Origin of the sequence: Rhizobium leguminosarum (assembly GCF_004123835.1) — a bacterium.
GTDB classification, from domain to species: Bacteria; Pseudomonadota; Alphaproteobacteria; order Rhizobiales; family Rhizobiaceae; genus Rhizobium; species Rhizobium leguminosarum_M.
This window is the reverse complement of the sequence record NZ_MZMU01000003.1, coordinates 1263344-1286288: the sequence shown is the minus strand read 5'-3', so window position 1 is coordinate 1286288 and position 22945 is coordinate 1263344. Positions and strand designations below refer to the sequence as shown.

Here is a 22945-nt window from a genome sequence, read left to right as displayed (position 1 = left end):
TTACGTCAACGTCAATTATCAAACGCCGCCGATCCGGTCACATGCCCTTTCCTTTTCCGCCGCTTGCGCCTTATACATCGCTCGAAGCTATCGGAGGACAATCATGGATCTCGGCATCAACGGCAAACGGGCACTCGTCCTCGCCTCCTCGCGCGGCCTCGGCCTCGGCATCGCCGTCGCGCTGGCGCGGGAGGGCGCAAACGTGCTGCTCTGCGGGCGTAGCGGCGAACAGCTGGAGGCCAATTGCAAGGCGATCAATGGTGAAGGCAAAGGCCAGGCCGACTGGATCTGGGCCGATCTCGGAGACGAACGCTTCGTCGAGATGACGACGACGGCGGTGAAGGATAAGTTCGGCGCGCTCGATATCCTCGTCAACAATACCGGCGGACCGGCGCCCGGTACGACGGAGGATATGACGGGCGAAAAGCTCGAAAGCTATTTTCTCTCCATGGTCGCGCGCGTGATCACGCTCACCAATGCGCTGCTGCCCGGCATGAAGGCGCAGGGCTGGGGCCGCATCCTCACGGTTGCCTCATCCGGCGTGATCGAACCGATCGCCAATCTGGCGCTGTCGAATACGCTGCGCCCGGCCCTTGCCGGCTGGAGCAAGACGCTTGCCTCCGAAGTGGCGGGCTTCGGGGTCACCACCAACCTGCTCTTGCCCGGCAGCATCCTGACGGCACGGCTCGACGATCTCGACGGAGCTGCGGCAAAGCGGACCGGCAAGAGCCTCGAGGAGATCCGCACCGACAAGGAAGCGCGCATTCCGGTCGGCCGCTATGGGAGGGTCGAGGAATTCGCCGCAACGGCTGCCTTCCTGTGCAGCCAACCGGCAAGCTATATCACCGGCTCGCTCATCCGCTGCGACGGCGGCGCGGCACGATCCGTCTGACATTCCTTCTCAGCCGACGTGGGCTGCCGCCGCCCATGTCGCCACACTTCGGATCATCTGTTCGACGTTAGCCGGATCGTCCGCAAGTTCGGCGAGTTCGGACAGACGATGGAAGCCGGTCAGGATCGCAATGCGGCGCCGGTCGAGCCTGCGTCCGGTCAGCATTTCATAGGCCGATATGATGCGTGCGGTCAGATCGGGCGAAATGAAGTTCGAGTAGATGAATTCCTGGTGCAGCGGACCAAAGCCGGAATCGGCGAAATCGTAAATGCCGTTGAGCTTCCTTTGCGCATGGTCGAAAGCCATGTTCCAGCCGTGACCGTCGAAGAAGCCGTAGATGTTGCCGTAGGGATCGGGCGGCAAGGCTTCGAAATCCGAAATAATGGCCTGCGCAAAGCTCTTGATGTCAGGCGGCAGCAGCGGCAAAGCCTTGGTTCGCACCGTCTCGGGCGATTGCCATGGCTGGACAGAACCGGCACCGGCCGATCGTATGCGATCGGCATCGACCACATGCAGCTCGGCGTAAAAACGCGCAAGATCTTCCGCGAGGCGCTGACGATCGCCTTCGCCAAGCGCATCGTAATCTTCGGCAATGAGATGATCGCCGTCGAGCTTGGCATGGCTGGAAAAGATCGGCGGCCCGTCGTGAATGCGCATGTCGGGAACCGCCATCGACAGCGACGGCCGAACGATATCGAGCAAGGCGGCTTCCTTCACAAGCGCTCTTTCCGCACTTGAATGGCGCGGAAACTTGAAGATCAGCGTGTCATCGACGTCGACGGCAAGCGAATCCCAGCCCTTCGCCGCCAGCTTGAAGACGGAGGCCGTGAGTTCAGGAAATATGCTTGTTATGAGAGAGCGAAACTCGCTGGCGTCCAACTCAGTCATGACGACCTGCCTTCTCTGGTTTTTCCGCGTTCTTCCCGCGCGATGCACGGCATACGGGTCGGCTTCGGCACCTAGCGAACCACCCTCGCCGCCGCCGTCAGTCGGCATCGGACTACACTGGCTCTATATTAGTATAGTTTGAATATTACGGAATATTCATTACAAAATTTTAAGCCGTTATAACCACTTAGTGATCGCGCACCGGGAATTATGTCTTTTTTGCGCCGCAATATAAGCAGCTCAATCAGAGCATAAAATTTGCAACCTTGCTCAAGACCGGTTCTCGCCCATGAAGAAATTTTGGATCACCGTCAGCGTTATCGCAATTGCCACCATCGGCGTCTGGCAATTCGGGAATCTGAGCCCTTATGCCTCTCGAATTCCCTACCTCTCGCAGTTCATCAAGCAGCCGGCCGGCGGCAATGGCGGCGGGCAGCAGACACAGGCCGATCAGCAGGCCAATCAGGCGCAAGACGGTGGCCAACATCAGGGCGGCGGGCGCAGACGCGGCGGCGGCGGCCCAACCGTCGTCAAGACCGTCGCCGCCGTGAAAACGACGCTGCCGATGGATGTGACGGCGACCGGCTGGGCCGATGCCGATGACAATACGACGATTGCCGCACAGGAACAGGGCCTGATCGTCAGCATCGATGCGCAGGATGGGGCAACCGTGAAAGCCGGCGACCTGATCGCCAAGCTGGACGACCGCACGGCCAAGGCGACCGTCGACAAGGACAATGCGATGATCGTGCGCGACGCGGCAACCCTTTCGGAAGCCGAGACCGCATTGACGCGCGCGCAGGATCTCTTCAACCAGAAGGCCGGCACCCAGCAGAGCCTCGACCAGGCAGTCGCCGCCCGCGATACCGCCGCAGCCACTGTTGACGCCGACAAGGCGTCGCTTGCCTCCGATCAGATCATCCTCGAGAACACCGACATCCGCGCTCCCTTCGACGGCCGGCTCGGCGATATCGCCATCAGCAAGGGCGCTTTCCTCAGTGCCGGCTCGGCAATCGTCACCATTGCGAAATACGATCCGATCTATGTCAAATTCCACCTGCAGGAACGCTACCTGCGGGAGCTGAAGAGCGCTCTGGCAGCCGGTCCGGTCGAGGTCAGCACCGCCCCCAATTCCACCAAGGGGCAAGTGCGAAAGGGCGAGATCAGCTTCTACGACAACACGGTCGATACGGCCTCGGGCACGATCCTCGCCAAGGCGAAATTCGAGAATGCCTCCGGTGCGCTCTGGCCCGGCCAGTCGGTCAACATCGTCGTGCATTTCAACAATGACGAACAGCAGGTGGTGGTGCCGACGGTTGCCGTCAGCCCCGGCCCGGAGGGTTTCTTCGCCTTCGTCGCCAAGGATGGCAAATCGCATCTGACGGCCGTTACCGTTGCCCGCGCAAATGGCGGCTTCACCGCCATAGAATCAGGTCTTCAGGCAGGCGATCACGTCGTCGTCGAGGGCCAGGGCCAGCTCAGCGACCAGCAGGCGATCAACGAGCAGTTCGACGAAAAGGCGCTTGATGTCGCCTCCGCCGAAGAGCCTCGGCAACAGCAGACCTCCGAGACGATCGCGGTGGGAGCTCAGCAATGATCCCGAATTTCTGTATCCAGCGCCCCGTCGCGACGACGCTGCTTGCCATCGGCGTCATTCTGGCCGGTCTTGCCGGTTATCAGCTCGTACCGGTCGCAGCGTTGCCGCAGGTCGATTTTCCCACCATCAACGTTTCGGCGCAGTTGAGCGGCGCCTCGCCACAGACGATGGCAACCTCGGTTTCGACACCGCTGATCAAGCAGTTCGAGACCATTCCCGGGATCACCGAAATCAGCGCCTCCAGCTCGCTCGGCAGCACCAGCATCGTGCTGCAGTTCGACCTCAGCCGGAATATCGATGCGGCCGCAGCCGACGTGCAGGCGGCGATCTCGCATGCCACCCGGCAACTGCCCGACAATCTGACGACGCCGCCGAGTTATCGTAAGACGAACCCGGCCGATGCGCCCGTCATGCTGCTCTCCGTGCAGAGCAACACCATGCCGCGCAGCAAGCTCGACGACATCGCCGAGAACATCATCTCGCCGTCGCTTTCCACACTTCCCGGCGTTGCCCAGGTCAGCGTCTACGGTGCACAGACCTATGCCGTCCGCGTCGAGGTCGATCCCAACAAGCTGCTCACCCGCGGTATCGGCATCGACACCGTCAACAAGGCGCTTGCTGCCGCCAACAGCCAGCAGCCTGTAGGAACGCTGCAGAACAATTCGCAGAGCATGACCATCACGGCCAACACGCAGAGCACCAGCGCCGAACAATTCCGTTCGCTCGTCATTGCCAATCCGAACGGCGCGCCGATCCACCTCGGCGATATTGCCGACGTGCAGGACAGCGTCGAGAACCAGTATACCGGCAGCTGGTATGACGGCCAGCGTGGCATTATCCTCGCCATCCAGCGCCAGCCTGATGCCAATACGGTCGATGTCGTCGATGCGATCAACGCCAAGCTGCCGCAGCTTCACGCCGAAATCCCGCCCTCGGTCAACACGGTCGTCATGAACGACGCCGCAAAGCCGATTCGCGATGCCATCTCCGATGTGAAATTCACGCTGCTCCTGACGATCGGCCTCGTCGTTCTCGTCATCTACCTCTTTACCGGCCATGCGACCGCAACGATCATTCCCGGGCTTGCCGTTCCGCTGTCGCTGATCTCGACCTTCGGCATGATGTATGTGCTCGGCTACAGTATCGACAACATCTCGCTGCTCGGGCTGACGCTCGCGGTGGGGCTCGTGGTGGATGACGCCATCGTCATGCTCGAGAACATCCTGCGCCATGTCGAGGAAGGCATGCCGGTGCGGGAAGCGGCGATCAAGGGTGCGGGCGAAGTCAGCTACACCATCATTTCCATGTCGGTTTCGCTGATCGCGGTCTTCATCCCGATCCTGCTGATGGGCGGCGTTGTCGGCCGCGTGTTCAACGAATTCGGTATGGTGGTTGCCATCGCCATCATCTCCTCGGCAATCGTCTCGCTAACCGTGACGCCGATGCTCGCCTCGCGTCTGTCCAACCACCAGAGCCGCCCGCCGCTCATCATCCGCATCTTCGATGCCGGCTTCGAGCGAACGCTGCGTGGCTATGACAGGGCTGTCGGCTGGTGCCTTCGCCACCGCCCCACGATCCTCGGCGTTTTCCTCGCCTCGGTGGCACTGACGATCTATTTCTTCATGACGCTGCCGACAAGCTTCTTCCCACAGGAAGATATCGGCCGCCTGACGATCAGCACGCAGGCCCGGCAGGACATTTCCTATTCCGCCATGGAAGCGCTGCAGCAACAGGCGGCCGCCGTCGTCAAGGCGAACCCGGCGGTCAACCACGTCATGTCGACGATCGGCGGCAACCCGAACAAACCGCAGAACAACGGCTCGATGTTCGTCGAACTCAAGGACAAGAAGGACCGTGCGCCGCTTGACCAAACGCTGCGCGAGCTGCGCACGGCGATCAACAAGATCCCCGGCCTGCAGGCCTTCGTGACGCCGAACCAGAGCCTACGCTTCGGCGGTCGCCAGACGGCCAGCCAATATCAGCTGGTCGTGCAGGCACTGAACGCCGACCAGACCAACCTGTGGGCCGGCAAGATCCAGGCGGCGATGCGCAAGGATCGCCTCTTCACGGACGTGACGTCGGACGCGCAGAACAACGCCCTGCAGGCCAATATCGTCATCGATACCGAGCGGGCCTCCGCCTACGGTATCGACAACGACACGCTGCGCACGACGCTGCAGGAATCCTTCAGCGGATATGCAGCGGCGGAAATCCAGTCGACCGGCGACAGCTACGACGTCATCGTCGAATATGACACCAGTAAACCCTGGGACGACCAGAAGCTCTCGGAAATCCGTGTGGCCTCGGCCAATGGCAGCTTGGTGCCGCTTTCGAACTTCGCGCATGTCGAGCGCACGGTCGGCCCTGTGACCATTAACCAGACGGGCCAGCTCGTCTCGACCACCGTTTCCTTCAACCTGCCGGAAGGAGTATCGCTCAGCGACGCGACCGCGGCAATCGACCAGATCAAGACGGAAATGAGCATGCCGGCCGACGTCTTCACCTCCTATGGCGGTACAGCGCAGATCTTCGAGCAGTCTCAGGGCAATACGCCATACCTCATCCTGGCGGCGGTGCTGACCATCTATGTCGTGCTCGGCGTGCTCTATGAAAGCTTCATCCACCCGCTCACCATTCTTTCCGGTTTGCCTGCGGCGGCCTTCGGTGCGCTGCTGGCGTTGAAGATCATGGGCTTCGACCTGTCGATCATCGCCCTTATCGGCCTCTTGATGCTGATCGGCATCGTCAAGAAGAACGCGATCATGATGATCGACGTGGCGGTGGAGACCATGCGCACGACGGGCGAAAAGGCGACGGTGGCGATCCACGAGGCCTGCGTGCGACGCTTCCGGCCGATCATGATGACGACCTTCTGCGCCCTGCTCGGCGCCCTGCCGATCGCACTCGGCACCGGCGCAAGCTCGGAACTGCGCCAGCCGCTCGGCATCGCCGTCGTCGGCGGCCTGATCGTCTCGCAGATGCTGACGCTCTTCATTACCCCGGTCATCTTCGTCGAGATGGACCGTTTCGGCAATTTCCTCGGCCGCCTCATCGGCCACAAGAAGGTCGAGGAGCCGGAGGTGCAGGAGGCAAGGGCAATGGCTGCCGAGTGATGACGGCCCTCTGAGTTCGGCATTGCCGATTGACCCTTGCGGCGCACTTCTTCTTCCAACCGGGAGAAGAAGTGCGCCCGCGATCACATCAACTTCCGCTCCTCTTGAATGTGTCACGCCTCTGTGGCATCACCCGCCCTCCTTGATCCGGGCGTTCGCACGCCCTCGCGGAGCGATGCTCCGTCTCCAATAACAATCGGCATGAAGAGGTGCGGGCATGGCTCAGGCGCTGGGTTTCGACTTCGGCACGACGAATACGGTTCTCGCCATGGCGGATGGCGGGGCGACGCGCTCGATGGCGTTCACGAGCACGGAGGGTACGGCAGACAGCATGCGCACGGCGCTTTCCTTCATGAAGGATGCGCAGCTCGGCGCTTCGGCGCTGAAGGTGGAGGCCGGCCATGCGGCGATCCGCCAATTCATCGACAATCCTGGCGAATGTCGCTTTCTGCAGTCGATCAAGACCTTTGCGGCGAGCGCGCTGTTCCAGGGCACGCTGATTTTCGCCAAGCGGCATAATTTCGAGGATCTGATGGAGATCTTCGTGCGGCGGCTGCGCAACTATGCCGGCGACCACTGGCCTTCGGATGTCAGCCGCATCGTCACCGGCCGGCCGGTGCATTTTGCCGGCGCCAGCCCCGATCCGGCGCTGGCGACCGAGCGCTACAACGCGGCGCTGTCGCGCTTCGGCTTTCCCGAAATCCACTATGTCTATGAGCCAGTCGCCGCCGCCTTCTATTTCGCGCAGAACCTGAAGCAGGATGCCACCGTGCTGGTCGCCGATTTCGGCGGCGGTACCACCGACTATTCGCTGATCCGCTTCGAGACCGTCGCCGGCAGGCTGACGGCAACGCCGATCGGCCATTCAGGTGTCGGCGTCGCCGGCGACCATTTCGACTACAGGATGATCGACAACATCGTCGCGCCGCTGATCGGCAAGGGCAGCCATTTCAAAAGCTTCGACAAGATCCTCGAAGTGCCGTCCAACTACTATTCCAGCTTCGGCCGCTGGAACCAGCTGTCGATCTTCAAGTCGACGCGCGAATTCGAGGATCTGAAGAAGCTGGTGCGCACCAGCCTGGAACCGGAAAAGCTCGAAATCTTCATCGACCTGATCGATCATGACGAGGGCTACCCGCTCTATCAGGCGGTGTCGGCGACGAAGATGGCGCTCTCGGCATCAGAGGAAGCGCCTTTCGATTTCGCGCCGCTTGGCCGCAGCGGACATCGCAACATCAAGCGGAGCGACTTCGAAGGCTGGATTGCCGATGATCTCGCCCGCATCGAAGGCGCGCTCGACGACGTGCTCGACAAGACCGAGACGAAACCGTCGGAGATCGACAAGGTTTTCCTGACCGGCGGCACCTCCTTCGTGCCGGCGGTGCGCCGCATCTTTACCGAACGCTTCGAGGGCGACCGGATCGAAAGCGGCGGCGAGCTGTTGTCGATCGCCCATGGCCTGGCGCTGATCGGCGAACGCGACGACATCGCGCAATGGACTGTGCAATAGAGTCGGCAAGGTCGGGCAATCGGCCGCCCGCCCTTTCAATGCCCCTGTCACTCCGCTAAGCTTGTCCGCATGATCTCCGCCAACGACCTTTCCCTAGCCGAGCTCGCAGCGCTTCTGCATTTCCATGCCGATGCCGGCGTGGAATGGCTGCTGGAGGAAGAGGCGATCGACCGCTTCGCCGAGTTCGAGGCGATGAAGGCCGCCCGCCGCCCGCCGGCGGCACAGGCGCAGCAGCAACGTCCCGCCGCTGGGGAACGCCCTGCCCCAGGTCAGGCACAGGTGCGCCCGAATGCAGCGGCACGCCCAGCACCTGCCGAACGCGCAGCGCCCGGTCCGCAACCGGCAATCCCGGATGGCGAGGCTGTGCAGCAGGCGCGCTTCGTCGCCGAAACCGCGCGATCGCTCGTCGAGCTCAAGACCGCGATCGAAGCCTTCAACGGCTGCAACCTCAAGCACAGCGCCCGCTCGACCATCTTTGCCAGCGGCGATGCCGAAAGCGGGATCATGGTGATCGGCTCGGCGCCGAGCGCCGAAGACGATCGCGAGGGCATGCCCTTCTCGGGAAAATCCGGTCAGCTGTTCGACAAGATGCTGGCAGCGATCGGGCTGACGCGCTCAGCCATTCTGCTGACGCAAGTCATCCCCTGGCGACCACCTGGCAATCGTGCGCCCTCGGCGGCGGAAATGGACATCTGCCGCCCCTTCATCGAGCGGCAGATCGCGCTTGCCGAACCGAAGGCGATCCTCCTGCTCGGCAATTTTTCGGCGCGCTTCTTCTTCGGCGAAAACGATACGATTCACGGGTTGCGCGGCCGTTGGAAGGAGATTGCCGCTGCGGACTGTGTCATTCCTGCCATAGCCAGCCTTCATCCGCAGGATCTGTTAACCGCACCTGTAAACAAGCGGCTGGCCTGGAATGACCTGCTGGCTTTTCAGGCGAAGCTTAAGTCCCTCTCTTTGCTTAGAAATTAGCCAAAGTTGAATAATTTGTGAATCAATCTATGCGTTTTTCGCATGGCTGCATCCCGCCGTGACGCATTGCGGAATCTATGCTGCATCGCAATATCAGCTGTGTCTTGGGAGGAATCACAGGAACCAAGGCCATGAACAAGCGTTTTCGTCCTATCCATAGCGGGTTTGAAACCCTTCGCCTCGGCGGCGACCAGGTTCGTTCCACTCAAGGCTACAGCCGTTTCGGCTTTGCCACGAACGAACAGATGATTGCCCGCGGCACCGGCATCAACAGCCGTACGGCGCGCCCGAACGCCATTTTTTCGGACTTCCAGCAATATTGAGCGGCAGGCGCTTCGCCTGCCCTTTCGTGTCAAGAGTACCCAACATGTCGACGATCCTGATATCGCTTCTGCGCAACATCGAAACCTTCGAGCACATCCGCGTCGCGGTCTGCGCCGCGCGGGAATATGAGCGCGAGCTTTCGGTCAAGCCGGCTGATGCCGGATCCCGCATTGGCGCAGGTACAGCGGCGATCGTTCTCTGATCAAATGGCCATCTCCTCGATCTGGGCCTTCGCCCATTCGAAGGCTTCGTCGACATAGGCGAACTTGACCGCCTGCCAGGCGCAATATTCCTCGACGAAATCCCGCGATATCCATAGGTGCGTCTTGCGCGGCTCGTCATGCCAGCCGACGCAGCCGCGCTGCGCCGCTTTTGCCAGCAGCCGTTGCAGGTGCGTGCGCGACATCATGAAATCGGCAGCGAGCGCGCGGGTTTCGACGCGGCCGACGGACAGCCGCCCCGACTCACTGCTTTCCATATCCATCCGGGCCACATCCATCCGGGCGATGAAGTTGTCGACGACGAGGCCGCCGGCTTCCGTCCAGAGGAACAGCGCCACCTGCTCCGGCGGTTCGCGCCAGGCGGCATCTTCGAGGCAATGGCGGGCAATGCGCGGCTGAATGAGCCGCATCAGTGATGGATTTGCCTGGAAAAACACTGCCCTTTGACCGCCGTCGAGCAGGTCGAGCGCGCCGAGATTGGAGAAAAGCCAAGCAAACATTCCCTGATGGCTGACGTCGGCCGGTTCGAAATGACGTGGCCGCCGCCGCTCGTCGCCGGGCGTATGGGTTATGAAGCGGTAGGTATAGAGTTCTTCGATGAAGGCGAGCACGGTGTTGCGGCTCGCCACCTTATGCGCGGTGATACGCGCGGTCAGCCGAACGGCAGTGAAACCCGACGTCGGGTCGCGCGGATCATATTCCAGGTGGAGGGCATAGGCAGTCTGGGTCAGAAGCCAGCGTTGATGGGAGGCGAGCAGTCGCGCCAGCCGCGGACCGGCATCGAACATGCCGCGCATCTGCCCAGCCAAAAAGCGAATGCTCATCAGAAAGGAAGAGTTCCCCACCAATTGCTCCGCTGTGAATGCCATTATGCTTTTCTCCACCCCCGCTCGCCGGCCAGCGTTCGGAGCAACGATACCGAGAGCTCCTCCGGCATCAGCGGCCATTCAGACATGCACAGCTTGGAATAAATGATACTCTCTCATGTTCAACAATCATATTCCACAGGCCGACGGTATCCCAAGAATTCACCATTCTTTTCACTCTTTGAGCGCAAGTTTCAAGCCGCCGCAATCCCTGCGTTAAAACCTTGACAAACATGCGCTTGCAGGCGTCAGGCTTGCGGCGTCGTGGCCTTGCGCGCCTCTCTCTGCTCGATGCCCAGCTGATGCTCGCGATAGATGATGAAGATGCCGGCGGCGACGACGATGACGGTGCCGATCAGCATGGTCACGCTCGGCACGTCGCCGAAGACGAAGTAGGCGACAATGCCACCGAGCAGGATCGACGTATATTCGAACGGCGCGATGGTGGAGACATCGGCATGGCGGTAGCTTTCCGTCAGCAGGATCTGCGCGACGCCGCCGCAAAAACCGGCGGCGATCAGATAGAGCGCCGTCGGCCATGGCAGGATGAGCCAACCGAAGGGAAGAGAAGCCAACGAGAAGACCGAGGCGGTGATCGAGAAATACAGCACGATCGTCGCCGTCTTCTCTTCCTCGACGAGGCGGCGCACCTGAATCATCGCCACGCCGCCGAGAACGGCCGAGAACAGTACGCAGAGCGCGCCGACGGCCTGTTCGGCTTCCATGCCGCCGTCGCGAAACAGCGTGAGTTTCGGCCAGGAAACGATGGCGACGCCGACGATGCCGACCAGGACGGCGCTCCAGCGATAGATGCGCACGGTCTCGCCGAGAAAAACGGCGGCGAAGATGACGGCGACGAGCGGCAACGCATAGCCGAGCGCGATCGCCTCCGGCAGCGGCAGATGCAGCAGGCCATAGAAACCGAAAGCCATCGACAAGATGCCGATCGTGCCGCGCTTCAAGTGACCGATTGGATTGGCCGTGTAGAAGGCGGCGCGCAACTGCCGGTTATAGGCCAGATAGGCTATGATCGGGAAAAGCGCGAAGAACGACCTGCAGAAGGTGACCTGACCCGGCGGGATGTCCGAGCCCGCCAGCTTGATGAAGGTCTGCATGGCCAGGAAGACCACGACCGACGAGACTTTCAGCGCAATGCCTCTCATCGGGTTTCTGAGAACCGAGTGCATGATCCTGGCTCGTAATACTGCTCAAGCGGAACGGGGGGACGCGTTCGACTCGGGAACGCAGCGGGTGACGTCTTCCATCGTAGCGAAAGAAAAAACCGATTGGCGAAAAAACCGCAAGCGACATGAGAGAATCACAAAACCGCCGTCAGCGGCAGGCCCAACCGTGCTGCTTATGCGCCACCGCTCTGAAATTTCTCGTTTTGAGCCATTCACCCCGAAAATGTTCATCTCGCGGGTCTAGCCGTTAACCAATTGAAAACCATAGGCAAGCATCGTTTTTTATCGCTGATCTCGAAATTTTCTTCACCGCACAAACAATTGCCCGCTCCTTCCAGGATCCCATTTGATGAAGCCGCTTAGCGCCGAAACCATTGCCCAGTCGCAGAATGCGACACCGCGCTCCATGCGCGTCGTCACCGACGGCATCAGCACCGACCTCGAGCGCTTCAGCGCCGACAACACCCACATCGTCAAGCAGATCAAGCTGCTGGCGATCAATGCGCTGATCGAGGCAGCCAGAGCCGGCGAGACCGGAAAGGGCTTTGCCGTCGTTGCCAACGAGGTGCAGCGGCTGGCGCAGATCGCGACCGACATCACCGGCAGGTTCGAAAGCAACGTGCTTGGCCGCATCGGCCTCAGCCGCGCCATGGCCGATTCGCTGGTCGAGGAGATGGAGGGCGTTCGCCTCACCGATCTGGCGCAGACACTGGTGCAGCTCATCGTCCGCAATCTCTTCGAACGCACGGCCGATGTGCGCTGGTGGGCGACGGACCCGGCGCTCTGGCAGGCGCTGCAGAACCCGAGCCGGGAAACCGTCGCCTTTGCGGCGGAGCGTCTCGGCGCCATCAACCGCTTCTACACCGTCTATCTCGATCTCGTCATGACCGATCTCTCGGGCAAGGTGATCGCATCCGCCAATCCCAAGTTCCAGCGCAAGATCGCAGGCACGAGCCTTGCCGGCGATCCGTGGTTCCGCGCGGCGTCGGCCTGCTCCTCCGGTGACGCTTATATCGTCGACGACGTCAAAGCGAGCCCGCTGCACGACGCCAGGCATGCGCTCGTTTACGCCACAGGCATCCGCGACGAGGGCAAGCTCGACGGCCGGCTGATCGGCACGCTCGGCGTCTATTTCGACTGGCAGAACCAGGGCCAGGCGATCGTCGAGAAGGAGGCCAACCTGCCGCCGCAGCTGGCGGAAAGAACGACGGTCATGCTGCTCGACGGCAAGAGCCGGGTCATCGCCACCACCAATCCCGCCTTGCTGTTTTCCCATTTCGCGCTCGCCAATCCGTCCGGTCAGGCGAAAGGCAGCTACTACGACAATAACGGCTCGATCGTCGCCTTCGCGCGCACCCTCGGCTACGAGGATTACGACGGGCTCGGCTGGTACGGCGTCGTCGTGCAGCAGACGGAAGACGACGCGACGATCAAGGCCGCGCTCAATCTGAAGTAGCGCCCTTCTCCCCGCGGCCGTGGTCATCCGTTGCGAATAAGATATTTTGCCCGCGAACTTGGTGTTCGCGGGCAATTTGCTTTAACTTTAGTTCAGACTTTAATGTAATCATCCCCGGCAAAATTTATGGCAGAGTGCGCCCGCCTCTGTATTCGCGATTATCAAATAACGGTCTTCAGGAAACACCATGCGAACAGATACCGGCCAGGTCATTCATCTGGCAGATTACCGTCCCACCGACTTCGTGCTGGAACGTGTGGACCTGACCTTCGAACTCGACCCGACGGAGACAAAGGTCGAGGCGCGTCTGATCTTTCATCGTCGCCCGGGCACCGATCCGACAGCGCCGATCGTTCTCGACGGCGACGAACTGACGCTGTCGGGGCTGCTGTTCGACCAGGTGGAGCTGGACCCTTCGCGTTACGACGCAGCACCGGAAAGCCTGACGGTGCGCGACCTGCCGGAGAGCGCGCCCTTCGAACTGACGATCACCACCGTCATCAACCCTGAGGCCAACACCAAGCTGATGGGCCTTTACCGCACCGGCGGCATCTACTGCACGCAGTGCGAGGCGGAGGGTTTCCGCCGCATCACCTATTTCCCCGACCGGCCCGACGTGCTTGCGCCTTTCACGGTCAACATCATCGCCGACAAGGACGCCAACCCGCTGCTTTTGTCGAATGGCAACTTCCTCGGCGGCGCCGGCTATGGCCCCGGCAAGCATTTCGCCGCCTGGTTCGATCCGCATCCCAAGCCGAGCTATCTCTTCGCGCTCGTCGCCGGCGATCTCGGCGTCGTCGAAGACACCTTCACGACCATGTCCGGCCGTGAGGTGGTGCTGAAGATCTATGTCGAGCACGGCAAGGAGCCGCGCGCAGCCTACGCCATGGACGCGCTGAAACGCTCGATGAAGTGGGACGAAGAGAGGTTCGGCCGCGAATACGATCTCGACATCTTCATGATCGTCGCCGTCTCCGATTTCAACATGGGCGCGATGGAGAACAAGGGCCTCAACGTCTTCAACGACAAATACGTGCTTGCGGATCCAGAGATCGCCACCGATGCCGACTATGCCAATATCGAGACGATCATCGCGCATGAATATTTCCACAACTGGACCGGCAACCGCATCACCTGCCGCGACTGGTTCCAGCTGTGCCTCAAGGAAGGCCTGACGGTCTATCGCGACCACGAATTCTCTTCCGACCAGCGCTCACGCGCCGTCAAGCGCATCGCCGAAGTGCGCCACCTGAAATCGGAGCAGTTCCCGGAGGACGGCGGCCCGCTTGCCCATCCGGTGCGGCCGACGACATATCGCGAAATCAATAATTTCTACACGACGACCGTCTATGAAAAGGGCAGCGAAGTCACGCGCATGATCGCGACGCTGCTCGGCAGGGACGGCTTCAAGAAAGGCATGGACCTCTATTTCGACCGCCATGACGGTGAGGCCGTGACGATCGAGGATTTCGTCAAATGCTTCGAGGATGCAAGCGGGCGCGACCTAACGCAATTTTCGCTCTGGTACCATCAGGCCGGCACGCCGCTCGTCACCGCGTCGGGCAGCTATGATGCGGCGGCCGGCAGCTTCACCCTGTCGCTCGAACAGATGATCCCGGCAACGCCCGGCCAGCCCAGCAAGGAGCCGATGCATATTCCGCTCAGCCTCGCGCTGTTTGGCGAAAACGGCGGCAAGATCGAGCCGACCTCGGTCGACGGCGCGGAATATGCCGGCGAGGTGCTGCATCTCACAGGCCGCACGCAGACGGCCGTGTTCCATGGTGTTGGGTCGCGGCCGGTCGTTTCGATCAACCGCAGCTTCTCGGCGCCGATCAACCTGCATTTCGATCAGAGTCCGGCCGACCTCGCCCGTCTCGCCCGCCATGAGACCGATCATTTCGCCCGCTGGCAGGCATTGACCGATCTGGCGTTGCCGAACCTGCTTAAAGCGGCCCGCGACGCCCGCGAGGGCAAGCCTGTCATCTGCGAGGCGACCTTCGTCGAGACGCTGATTGCGGCGGCCGCCGACGAGAGCCTCGAGCCCGCCTTCCGCGCCCAGGCGCTGGCTCTGCCGAGCGAATCCGACATCGCCCGGGAACTTGGCGGCAACAACGATCCCGATGCCATCCATGCCGGCCGGCAGGCGGTCCTGAAACAGATCGCCGATGCCGGAAAGGATGTCTTTGCCGGCCTCTACGCAGCGATGACGACAACAGGCGATTTCAACCCGGATGCGAAAAGCGCCGGCCTGCGGACGCTACGCAATACCGCCCTCACCTACCTCTCGCATGCCGAAGAGACGCCGGCCCGCGCCAAGGCTGCCTTCGATGCGGCCAACAATATGACCGATCTCAGCCATGCGCTGACGATCCTCGCCCATCGTTTTCCCGACAGCGCGGAGACGAACGAGGCGCTCGCCACCTTCCGTGACCGCTTCGCGGAAAATGCGCTTGTCATCGACAAATGGTTCGCGATCCAGGCCGGCATTCCGGGCGCCGAAACCCTGGGACGGGTCCGCGCCCTGATGGACGATCCGCTCTTCAAGCGAACCAATCCGAACCGGATGCGGTCGCTGGTCGGCACATTCGCCTTTGCCAACCCGACCGGATTCGGCCGCGCCGACGGCGAAGGCTATCGCTTCCTCGCGGATCAGATTCTCGATATCGACGGGCGCAACCCGCAGCTTGCCGCCCGCATCCTCACCTCGATGCGCTCCTGGCGCTCGCTCGAACCCGTGCGTGCCGATCACGCCCGCTCGGCGCTGATCGAGATCGAGCGGGCCGCCGATCTTTCGACCGACGTGCGAGATATCGTCGAGCGCACGCTTAAAGGGTAATTTGATTCGATCGGCCATCAGGAAAAATTCGGCGGCCGGTCGCCCAGCACCTCGAATCACCTGGAAAAACCCGAAATTATAAATAGTTAACGGATTTTTACCTTTGCCTCTGGACAAGGCGAATCACCCATGATTCTCTAGGTCAGGTTCGAGCGAGCGGCGCGCGAATCACATGAGGGACAAGGCGAAGAGATGATGGACGTGCGGCGGGCAACCGTGGCCGGAGGACGGCTGCGTGTCGATTTTGACGGGCTCAAAGCCTGGCGCGACAGCCTTTCAGGCCATGCGACATCGGAACCACTTCTCCGTTATCTGCCGAAGGCCGAGCTGGTCTTGAAGCGAGCCATCCCGGCGCTGATCGTCGCCTTCCTCTCCGTCATCGCCGCCTCGCACTTCTTCGGCATGATGAGCGAATACGGGCGGCTGGAGGCCTCGGCGCGCCATGCCACCGCACTTTCGGCGGCGACCGCCTCTGCGGTGTTTGCCGATGCGGCCGACATCTTCGACAGCGGCGATATCACCGGGGCGCAGGCCCGCCTCGCCAAATACCTGCCGCAGGACCGGCTGGACAGCGGCGCTTTCGTGCTGCTCGTGCAGGCAAACGGCAAGGTTTTTGCGGCGACCACCGCCGGGCTTTCGCATGTTGGCAGCAATGTCGGCGATTTCTTCCCCGAGGTCTCGGCGATCCGCCGCTTCGGCGATCGCGCCGGCGTCATCGAAACGACGATCGGCGGCGTGCCGCACTATGCCGAGATCACGCTGATGGGCAATGCCGGCGGTTATATCGTCGCCGCCACCTCGCTCGACGAGATCGACCGGCTCTGGCGCGAGGAACTGGCGCTCAACGTCACGCTGTTTGCCGGCATCTCCTCCATCCTGCTCGTCATCCTCTATGCCTATTACACGCAGGTAAAGCGCGCCCGCGACGCCGACGACATCTTCCTGGAATCGAACCTGCGCGTCGAGACGGCGCTGTCGCGCGGCCGCTGCGGCCTCTGGGACTTCGATTTCGAGAACCGCGAATTCTTCTGGTCGCGCTCGATGTACGACATGCTCGGTCTGCCGGGCTCCGACAAGACGATGGGTTTTGGCGAAGCCGCCCGACTGATGCATCCCGATGACGGCGGGCTCTACGAGATCGCGCGCGCCATCGGCAAGGGCGCTTCCGGCCAGGTCGATCAGATCTTCCGCATGCGCCATGCCGGCGGCCACTATGTCTGGATGCGGGCGCGTGCCCAGGTGATCCGCAGCAATTCCGGCCGCATGCACCTGATCGGCATCGCCATGGACGTGACCGAACAGCATCGGCTCGCCCAGCGCTACGCAGAAGCCGACCAGCGCCTGGCCGACGCCATCGAATGCACCTCGGAAGCCTTCGTGCTCTGGGACAAGAACGATCGGCTCGTCATGTGCAACACGCATTTCCAGCAGGCCTATGGCCTGCCGGACAGCGTGCTCGTGCCCGGCACCGAGCGCTCGACCGTCAATGCCGCCGCCGCCCGGCCTGTCATCGAGCGGCGGATTTCCGATGCCGACGGCTCTGGCTATTCGCGTACGACGGAGGTGCAGCTCGCCGACGAGCGCTGGCTGCAGATCAACGAGCGGCGCACCCGCGACGGCGGCAGGGTTTCGGTCGGAACCGACATCACGCTGATGAAGCGCCATCAGGAGCGGCTGCGCGAATCCGAGCGCCGGCTGATGGCGACGATCGGCGATCTGTCCGCCTCGCGCCAGACGCTGGAGATCCAGAAATCCGAGCTTTCGACGGCCAACGCCAACTATCAGGCGGAGAAGGAACGCGCCGAGGCCGCCAACAAGGCGAAATCCGAATTCCTCGCCAACATGTCGCATGAGCTGCGCACGCCGCTCAACGCCATCCTCGGCTTCTCGGAAATCCTGCAGAACCAGATGTTCGGTCCGCTCGGCTCGCTGAAATACGACGAATATGCCCGCGATATCCATGACAGCGGCAAACATCTGCTCAACGTCATCAACGACATTCTCGACATGTCGAAGATCGAAGCCGGCCATGTCAGGCTGCATTGCGAGCGCATCGATCTTGTGCCGCTGATCGAGGAAAGCCTGCGCTTCACTGCCATGCCCGCGGCTGAAAAGAACATCGTCATCGAACAGCGCATCTGCTCCGGCCTGACGCTGATGGCCGACCGCCGGGCGATGAAACAGGTGCTGCTCAACCTGCTCTCCAATGCGGTGAAGTTCACCGACAATGGCGGCCGCATCGCCGTGCGCACCCGCCGCGTCGACGGCGCCGTCGTCGTCACCATCGCCGACACCGGCATCGGCATTCCACGCTCGGCGCTGTCGAAGATCGGCCAGCCCTTCGAGCAGGTGCAGAGCCAGTATGCCAAGAGCAAGGGCGGCTCCGGCCTCGGGCTCGCCATCTCCCGCTCGCTGACCTCGCTGCATGGCGGCCGCATGAAGATCCGCTCACGCGAAGCGGTCGGCACCGTGATCTCGCTGCGCATTCCCGACGATAACTAGTAAAGCCCTGTGGGAACTAGCGCCGTGCTCGATCCATACGATTTCGCGCTCGAGTTGACGGGCTTTCTCGTGCTGGTTGCCTGGAAACTCCACCTTGGCTGGTGGTCCTCGGCATGGGCTTGAGGGCGTTGGCTATCTAACTCGAAAACCTCGATAGCGACCACGCCCAAACCGTCCGCGCGTCGCTTGAAAAAGGGGCCGGATGATGCGCTCATCCCGGCCCCTAACTGGTCTTCACAGCTAGCTGGCAGTCTCACTGCCCTATGGTTGCGGCTCGACCGAGTTTTATGCCGTCAGACGGCAATCTTGCCGCCGCCGGCCTTGGTGATGGCGACGACCGCGGGCCGCACCGGCATATCGGGTTTGAAGTCTGGCCACCGGGTGGAAAGGTCCTCGTAATAGGACGGGCGGCCGTGACCCGGCCAGTCCTCGCCGCCATCGCCGGGATGCTGCACGGCGACGAAGGCGGTCTGGTCATCAGGCGTAAAGAGCGGGCCGCACATTTCGGCGCCGACCGGCACGCGGAAGAACAGTTTCGACGTGGCACGCGCCGCTCCTTCCGTATCGACGGCCCACAGACCGTCGGTGCGGCCGGTGGCCTTGTTGTTGTTGCCGTCCGTCGACACCCAGAGGCGACCGGCGGAATCGACGGCGCAGTTGTCAGGCATGCCGAACCAGCCGTTCTTGGTCGTTTCAGTCGAGAAGGTCGCGCCGACGGCCGCAACGGACGGATCGCCGCACTTCAGAAGCACTTCCCACTTGCCTGAGGTGGCCGTGAAGTCGCCGTCGTTTTCGGAGATCTCGATGATGTGGCCGAAGGCGTTCTCCGCGCGCGGGTTGGCGGCGTCCACCTGGTCGGCCTTGCGGCGGGTATTGTTGGTCAGCATGACGTAGACCTTGCCGTTGACGCTGTTTGGCTGGACGTCTTCCGGGCGGTCCATCTTGGTAGCGCCGAGCGCGTCGCCGGCACGGCGACATTCGATCAGCACATCGGCCTGGCTGGTGAAGCCGTTCTCGGCCGTCAGCGGGCCTTGGCCGAAGGTCAGCGGCAGCCACTGCATGGTGCCGTCCTCATTGAACTTGGCGACATGGAGCGTGCCGCTGTCGAGCAGGTTCATGTTGGCGGCGCGGTCGTTCGGGTTGAACGTAGCGTCGGTCACGAACTTGTAGACATAGTCGAAACGCTCGTCGTCGCCGAGATAGAAGACCACCTTGCCGTTCTTGGCGACTATGGATTCAGCGCCTTCGTGCTTGGTGCGGCCGAGTGCGGTGCGCTTCTTCGGCGTGGAGGTCGGGTCCATGACGTCGACCTCGACGATCCAGCCGAAACGGTTCGGCTCGTTCGGCTCCTTGGCGAGATCGAAGCGATCGTAGAAATTGGCCCATTCGTAGCCGCCTTCCGGAACGCCGTAACGCTTGTAATTGGCGGCTTCCTTGTGGCCCTCCGGCAGATTGCCGGAGAAATAGCCGTGGAAATTCTCTTCCGCCATGATGTAGGTGCCCCAAGGCGTGACGCCGCCCGCGCAGTTGTTGATCGTGCCGATGGCGCGGGTACCGGTCGCGTCCGCACTGGTCTTCAGGCGATCGCGGCCGGCGGCCGGGCCGGAAATGTCCATCGGCGTGTTGGCGGTGATGCGGCGGTTATATTTGCCGTCGGCGACGACCTGCCACTTGCCGTCCGCCTTGCGGATCTCGACGATGGTGCCGCCATGGGCGGCCATCTCGACATCCACCTGCTCCTTGCTGAGCGCGCCTTGCTTGATCTTGCCGTCGACGACCTGCACGAGGCCGGGAAACATCAGATGCGGGTTGGTGTATTCGTGGTTGACGACGAGCAGGCCGTGCTCGGACGAACCTTCGAGCGGAATGAAGCCGACATAGTCGTTGTTGTAGCCGAACTGCTTGCTCTGCGCATCGGCCGTCTGCTTCGTCGGGTCGAACTCGGGAGCGCCCGGTAGCACGGCATCGCCCCAGCGCAGCAGGATATCGGCATTGTAACCTTCGGCCACATGATGGTTGGCATCGATGCCGGCCTCGACCTCGGTGAAATTGAAGGCAGAACCGTTGTTCGACTGAGCGCGCGCTTCGTCGGCACTCATCAAAGCGATCGGGCTGACGGTCGCGGCGATCGCCGATACGGCAAGCGAGCCCTGCAGGAAATTGCGGCGCGAGAAACGCTTGCCGATGATTTCACCCATAGTAGGGTTGGCGCTCGTGTTATGGCCATCGCCATCCGCGTCTTCAAGCTGCGTCGTTGGGAATATCTTCTGAGAAAGTTGCTCGTTCATTGGCTCGCCTCCAAGTTAAGATTCACCCCAAGTCTGGAGCCATTCTAACCTAAGGTTACACTATTACAGGTGTGCGACAGGCATCGAAATGTCGAGCAGGCGGCTCACAAGGCTGAGGCAGCACCGTTCTCTCTGAAAAGCAGCGCAAAACGACGATCACGCCGTCCTCACTTTTCATTGCTCCGTCTTGATCTCGCGAATTTGTCGTTTTTAAACAGCGACTTATCGTACTTCCGCCGATTGTCAACAAATGTCGAACAGTTTGTCGCTGTTTCGCGAGGGCTGAGCGCCCGCTAGGGAAATGCTGCACGCAATGTGCTGTCGAAACAATTCAAGGATCATCAATGTTTTCCATTAAGTCCGCCCTCGTTGCCGGTGTCCTGGCACTTGCGTCCTCCACTGCATATGCGCAGACGATCGATGTTCCTGCCGGCACCTATCAGGCGGATGTGACCCATACCAATGTTCTGTGGAGCGTCGTCCATTTCGGCCTTTCCAACTATATCGGCCGCTTCGACAAGATTTCCGCGAAGCTCGAGCTCGACCCTGCGGACGTTACGAAGTCGAAACTGACGGCAACCATCGATCCGGCTTCGGTCAGCACAAACTATCCGGCAAGCGAAAAGAGCTTTAATGCAGAGATTGCCGGTGAGATGTTCTTCGATGCGGCCAAGTTCAGCGAGATCACCTTCGTTTCCACGGCCATCAACGTCAAGGACGGCAAGACCGGAACCGTCACCGGGGACCTGACGTTCCACGGCGTCACCAAGCCCGTCACGCTCGACGTTACCCTGAACGCGGCGCTCAACCCGCACCCGATGTCCAAGAAGCCGACCGTCGGCTTTTCAGCAACCGGAGTGATCAAGCGCTCCGATTTCGGTGTCGCCGCTTTGGTCGGTCCTGTCAGCGACGACGTCAAGCTGACGATCGAAACCGAGTTCGTCGCTCAGTAGGTGTTCGTTGCCGGCGCAGCCCGACATCGTCGGGTTGCACCGGCTCTTTTGCGCTCCCATTGCGACGACTGGAAGTCACCCATGTCAGCTACACATTCGGTCCGGGCCTACAGTATGGGTGCAATGATCCTGCACTGGCTCATCGCTGCGCTCATCCTGACCCAGCTTGCCATGGGTTTTCTGATGAGCCGCGTGGAGAGCGTTCCAGATACGCTGCGTTTTGCGATGTTTCAGTGGCACAAGACGTTCGGCATCGCGGTCCTAACCTTGACGATCGCCCGCATCGCCTGGCGCCTGTTCCACACGCCGCCCGCGCATGCGCCGATGACACGGGCGGAACGGGCCGCGGCCAGCATCGTCCATGCACTGTTCTATGCGCTGATGCTGGTCGTGCCTTTGACCGGCTGGCTGCTGGTGTCGGCGTCCTCTACAGGGATTCCCACCCTTCTGTTTCTCTCCGATACCCTGGTCTGGCCACATCTGCCCATTCCAACCTCGATGCGCGCAACAGTTGAGGCCGCGTCCGAGAATGCGCATGTCATTCTGGCCTATGGTTTCGGGTTGCTTCTGGTTCTGCATGTGGCCGGGGCGCTCAAGCATTCGGTGATAGACCGGATGCCGTCCTTTTCGCGAATGATACCTTTCGGCTGGCTGCGCCGGATGCCCTCCTCCGCAATCGGCGTGCTGGTCTCCGTCGTGCTGGCACTGTGCTTTATCGGCGGCGGACTCTTGATCTCCAGAACGGGCGGCACTGCATCCGTCAATGCTGCGGACCTTGGATCGACTGAAGCATCGCCATCCGGCTGGGTGATCGATAAAACGAAGTCTGCACTGACCTACACGATCAATTTCTCCGGAACGCCGACTGCCGGCACGATCGGAAAATGGGACGCATTCATCGAATTCGATCCGGTCAATCTTGGCGCCGCCAAGGCGCGGATTGTCATCGACGCCGCCTCCATCGATTTCGATAATTCATTCGTCAGGCCCAATATCGGCGGCGACGACGGCCTGCAGACGGCCACCCATCCGCTGGTGGAGGTTGTGCTCGACCATTTCGAAACGGCGGGCGAGGCCTATGTCGGCAAGGGCAATGCCCTTGTCCGCGGCGTGACGGTGCCTGTGTCGGTCCCGTTTACGATGCAGCGCGACGGGGCGGGACGGGCCATCGTTGCCGGCACGGCGGAGCTGGATCGTCTGGCCCTTGGACTTGGCCTGCAGAATGACGGAAAGGGTGAATGGCTCGACAAGGTCATCCGCGTAACCTTCAAGCTCGAAGCGACGCCGTCCGGGCCAATGAGCTAAGCCGGAAAGTCGTTGGCGCCCCCGGTTCATTGAAGAAA

The 22945-nt window shown here is 61.5% G+C and carries 16 protein-coding genes; 12 read left to right on the top strand and 4 right to left on the bottom strand.

Annotated elements, in window-relative coordinates:
• Positions 1-103: 103 nt before the first annotated feature.
• Positions 104-892: an SDR family oxidoreductase gene (locus tag B5P46_RS10160; RefSeq protein WP_129418543.1), complete on the top strand. Its 789-nt coding sequence runs from the start codon at positions 104-106 to the stop codon at positions 890-892.
• A 9-nt stretch (positions 893-901) separates the two neighbouring features.
• Here the strand turns inward: B5P46_RS10160 and B5P46_RS10155 are convergent, their stop codons facing one another.
• Complete coding sequence (locus tag B5P46_RS10155) at positions 902-1780, bottom strand: phosphotransferase family protein (RefSeq protein ID WP_129418542.1); 879 nt, start codon at positions 1778-1780, stop codon at positions 902-904.
• A gap of 289 nt (positions 1781-2069) precedes the next feature.
• Here B5P46_RS10155 and B5P46_RS10150 point away from each other — a divergent pair, with 289 nt between their 5' ends.
• The 6 genes from B5P46_RS10150 to B5P46_RS34365 all read left to right on the top strand — a co-directional run bounded on the left by B5P46_RS10150 (position 2070) and on the right by B5P46_RS34365 (position 9498).
• Positions 2070-3377 (top strand): efflux RND transporter periplasmic adaptor subunit, encoded by a 1308-nt coding sequence (locus tag B5P46_RS10150; RefSeq protein WP_129418541.1) that lies wholly within the window; start codon positions 2070-2072, stop codon positions 3375-3377.
• Positions 3374-6490, top strand: a complete 3117-nt coding sequence (locus B5P46_RS10145; protein WP_129418540.1) for an efflux RND transporter permease subunit — start codon at positions 3374-3376, stop codon at positions 6488-6490. The genes B5P46_RS10150 and B5P46_RS10145 overlap by 4 nt, the downstream gene beginning before the upstream one ends.
• 217 nt (positions 6491-6707) lie before the next feature.
• Positions 6708-8000 carry an Hsp70 family protein gene (locus B5P46_RS10140; RefSeq protein WP_129418539.1) on the top strand — a complete coding sequence of 431 codons (1293 nt, stop codon included), beginning with the start codon at positions 6708-6710 and terminating at the stop codon, positions 7998-8000.
• A gap of 69 nt (positions 8001-8069) precedes the next feature.
• Positions 8070-8972, top strand: a complete 903-nt coding sequence (locus tag B5P46_RS10135) for a uracil-DNA glycosylase (protein WP_129418538.1) — start codon at positions 8070-8072, stop codon at positions 8970-8972.
• A gap of 131 nt (positions 8973-9103) precedes the next feature.
• Positions 9104-9295: a hypothetical protein gene (locus B5P46_RS10130; protein ID WP_129418537.1), complete on the top strand. Its 192-nt coding sequence runs from the start codon at positions 9104-9106 to the stop codon at positions 9293-9295.
• Positions 9296-9339: 44 nt separating this feature from the next.
• The gene (locus B5P46_RS34365) at positions 9340-9498 is read left to right on the top strand and encodes a hypothetical protein (protein WP_164902133.1); all 159 of its coding nucleotides are present in this window, start codon (positions 9340-9342) and stop codon (positions 9496-9498) included.
• Here the strand turns inward: B5P46_RS34365 and B5P46_RS10125 are convergent, their stop codons facing one another.
• Entirely contained in the window at positions 9499-10386 is an 888-nt protein-coding gene (locus B5P46_RS10125) for a hypothetical protein (RefSeq protein ID WP_129418536.1), read from the bottom strand.
• 245 nt (positions 10387-10631) lie between these two features.
• Positions 10632-11570, bottom strand: coding sequence for a DMT family transporter (locus B5P46_RS10120; RefSeq protein ID WP_129418535.1), 939 nt, complete (start codon positions 11568-11570; stop codon positions 10632-10634).
• Positions 11571-11916: 346 nt separating this feature from the next.
• Between B5P46_RS10120 and B5P46_RS35265 the strand changes: the two genes are divergently transcribed.
• The 3 genes from B5P46_RS35265 (at position 11917) to B5P46_RS10100 (ending at position 18361) form a co-directional block, all read left to right on the top strand.
• On the top strand, positions 11917-13023 hold the full coding sequence (locus tag B5P46_RS35265) for a methyl-accepting chemotaxis protein (RefSeq protein ID WP_129418534.1): 1107 nt from the start codon (positions 11917-11919) through the stop codon (positions 13021-13023).
• 187 nt (positions 13024-13210) lie between these two features.
• Positions 13211-15859 carry an aminopeptidase N gene (gene pepN / locus B5P46_RS10105; RefSeq protein ID WP_129418533.1) on the top strand — a complete coding sequence of 883 codons (2649 nt, stop codon included), beginning with the start codon at positions 13211-13213 and terminating at the stop codon, positions 15857-15859.
• A 192-nt stretch (positions 15860-16051) separates the two neighbouring features.
• Positions 16052-18361, top strand: coding sequence for a PAS domain-containing sensor histidine kinase (locus B5P46_RS10100; protein ID WP_129418532.1), 2310 nt, complete (start codon positions 16052-16054; stop codon positions 18359-18361).
• A 293-nt stretch (positions 18362-18654) separates the two neighbouring features.
• On the opposite strand, the gene B5P46_RS10090 is transcribed toward B5P46_RS10100, so the two are convergent.
• Positions 18655-20649: a PhoX family protein gene (locus B5P46_RS10090; RefSeq protein WP_129418531.1), complete on the bottom strand. Its 1995-nt coding sequence runs from the start codon at positions 20647-20649 to the stop codon at positions 18655-18657.
• A 344-nt stretch (positions 20650-20993) separates the two neighbouring features.
• Between B5P46_RS10090 and B5P46_RS10085 the strand changes: the two genes are divergently transcribed.
• Positions 20994-21602, top strand: coding sequence for a YceI family protein (locus B5P46_RS10085; RefSeq protein ID WP_129418530.1), 609 nt, complete (start codon positions 20994-20996; stop codon positions 21600-21602).
• An 81-nt stretch (positions 21603-21683) separates the two neighbouring features.
• Positions 21684-22907 (top strand): cytochrome b/b6 domain-containing protein, encoded by a 1224-nt coding sequence (locus B5P46_RS10080; RefSeq protein WP_129418529.1) that lies wholly within the window; start codon positions 21684-21686, stop codon positions 22905-22907.
• Positions 22908-22945 lie beyond the last annotated feature (38 nt).

Bases quoted from the DNA above. Each gene is read 5' to 3' on its own strand.
- B5P46_RS10160 (WP_129418543.1), top strand. From the start codon at position 104: ATGGATCTCGGCATCAACGGCAAACGGGCACTCGTCCTCGCCTCCTCG.
- B5P46_RS10155 (WP_129418542.1), bottom strand. From the start codon at position 1,780: ATGACTGAGTTGGACGCCAGCGAGTTTCGCTCTCTCATAACAAGCATA.
- B5P46_RS10150 (WP_129418541.1), top strand. From the start codon at position 2,070: ATGAAGAAATTTTGGATCACCGTCAGCGTTATCGCAATTGCCACCATC.
- B5P46_RS10145 (WP_129418540.1), top strand. From the start codon at position 3,374: ATGATCCCGAATTTCTGTATCCAGCGCCCCGTCGCGACGACGCTGCTT.
- B5P46_RS10140 (WP_129418539.1), top strand. From the start codon at position 6,708: ATGGCTCAGGCGCTGGGTTTCGACTTCGGCACGACGAATACGGTTCTC.
- B5P46_RS10135 (WP_129418538.1), top strand. From the start codon at position 8,070: ATGATCTCCGCCAACGACCTTTCCCTAGCCGAGCTCGCAGCGCTTCTG.
- B5P46_RS10130 (WP_129418537.1), top strand. From the start codon at position 9,104: ATGAACAAGCGTTTTCGTCCTATCCATAGCGGGTTTGAAACCCTTCGC.
- B5P46_RS34365 (WP_164902133.1), top strand. From the start codon at position 9,340: ATGTCGACGATCCTGATATCGCTTCTGCGCAACATCGAAACCTTCGAG.
- B5P46_RS10125 (WP_129418536.1), bottom strand. From the start codon at position 10,386: ATGGCATTCACAGCGGAGCAATTGGTGGGGAACTCTTCCTTTCTGATG.
- B5P46_RS10120 (WP_129418535.1), bottom strand. From the start codon at position 11,570: ATGCACTCGGTTCTCAGAAACCCGATGAGAGGCATTGCGCTGAAAGTC.
- B5P46_RS35265 (WP_129418534.1), top strand. From the start codon at position 11,917: ATGAAGCCGCTTAGCGCCGAAACCATTGCCCAGTCGCAGAATGCGACA.
- pepN (WP_129418533.1), top strand. From the start codon at position 13,211: ATGCGAACAGATACCGGCCAGGTCATTCATCTGGCAGATTACCGTCCC.
- B5P46_RS10100 (WP_129418532.1), top strand. From the start codon at position 16,052: ATGATGGACGTGCGGCGGGCAACCGTGGCCGGAGGACGGCTGCGTGTC.
- B5P46_RS10090 (WP_129418531.1), bottom strand. From the start codon at position 20,649: ATGAACGAGCAACTTTCTCAGAAGATATTCCCAACGACGCAGCTTGAA.
- B5P46_RS10085 (WP_129418530.1), top strand. From the start codon at position 20,994: ATGTTTTCCATTAAGTCCGCCCTCGTTGCCGGTGTCCTGGCACTTGCG.
- B5P46_RS10080 (WP_129418529.1), top strand. From the start codon at position 21,684: ATGTCAGCTACACATTCGGTCCGGGCCTACAGTATGGGTGCAATGATC.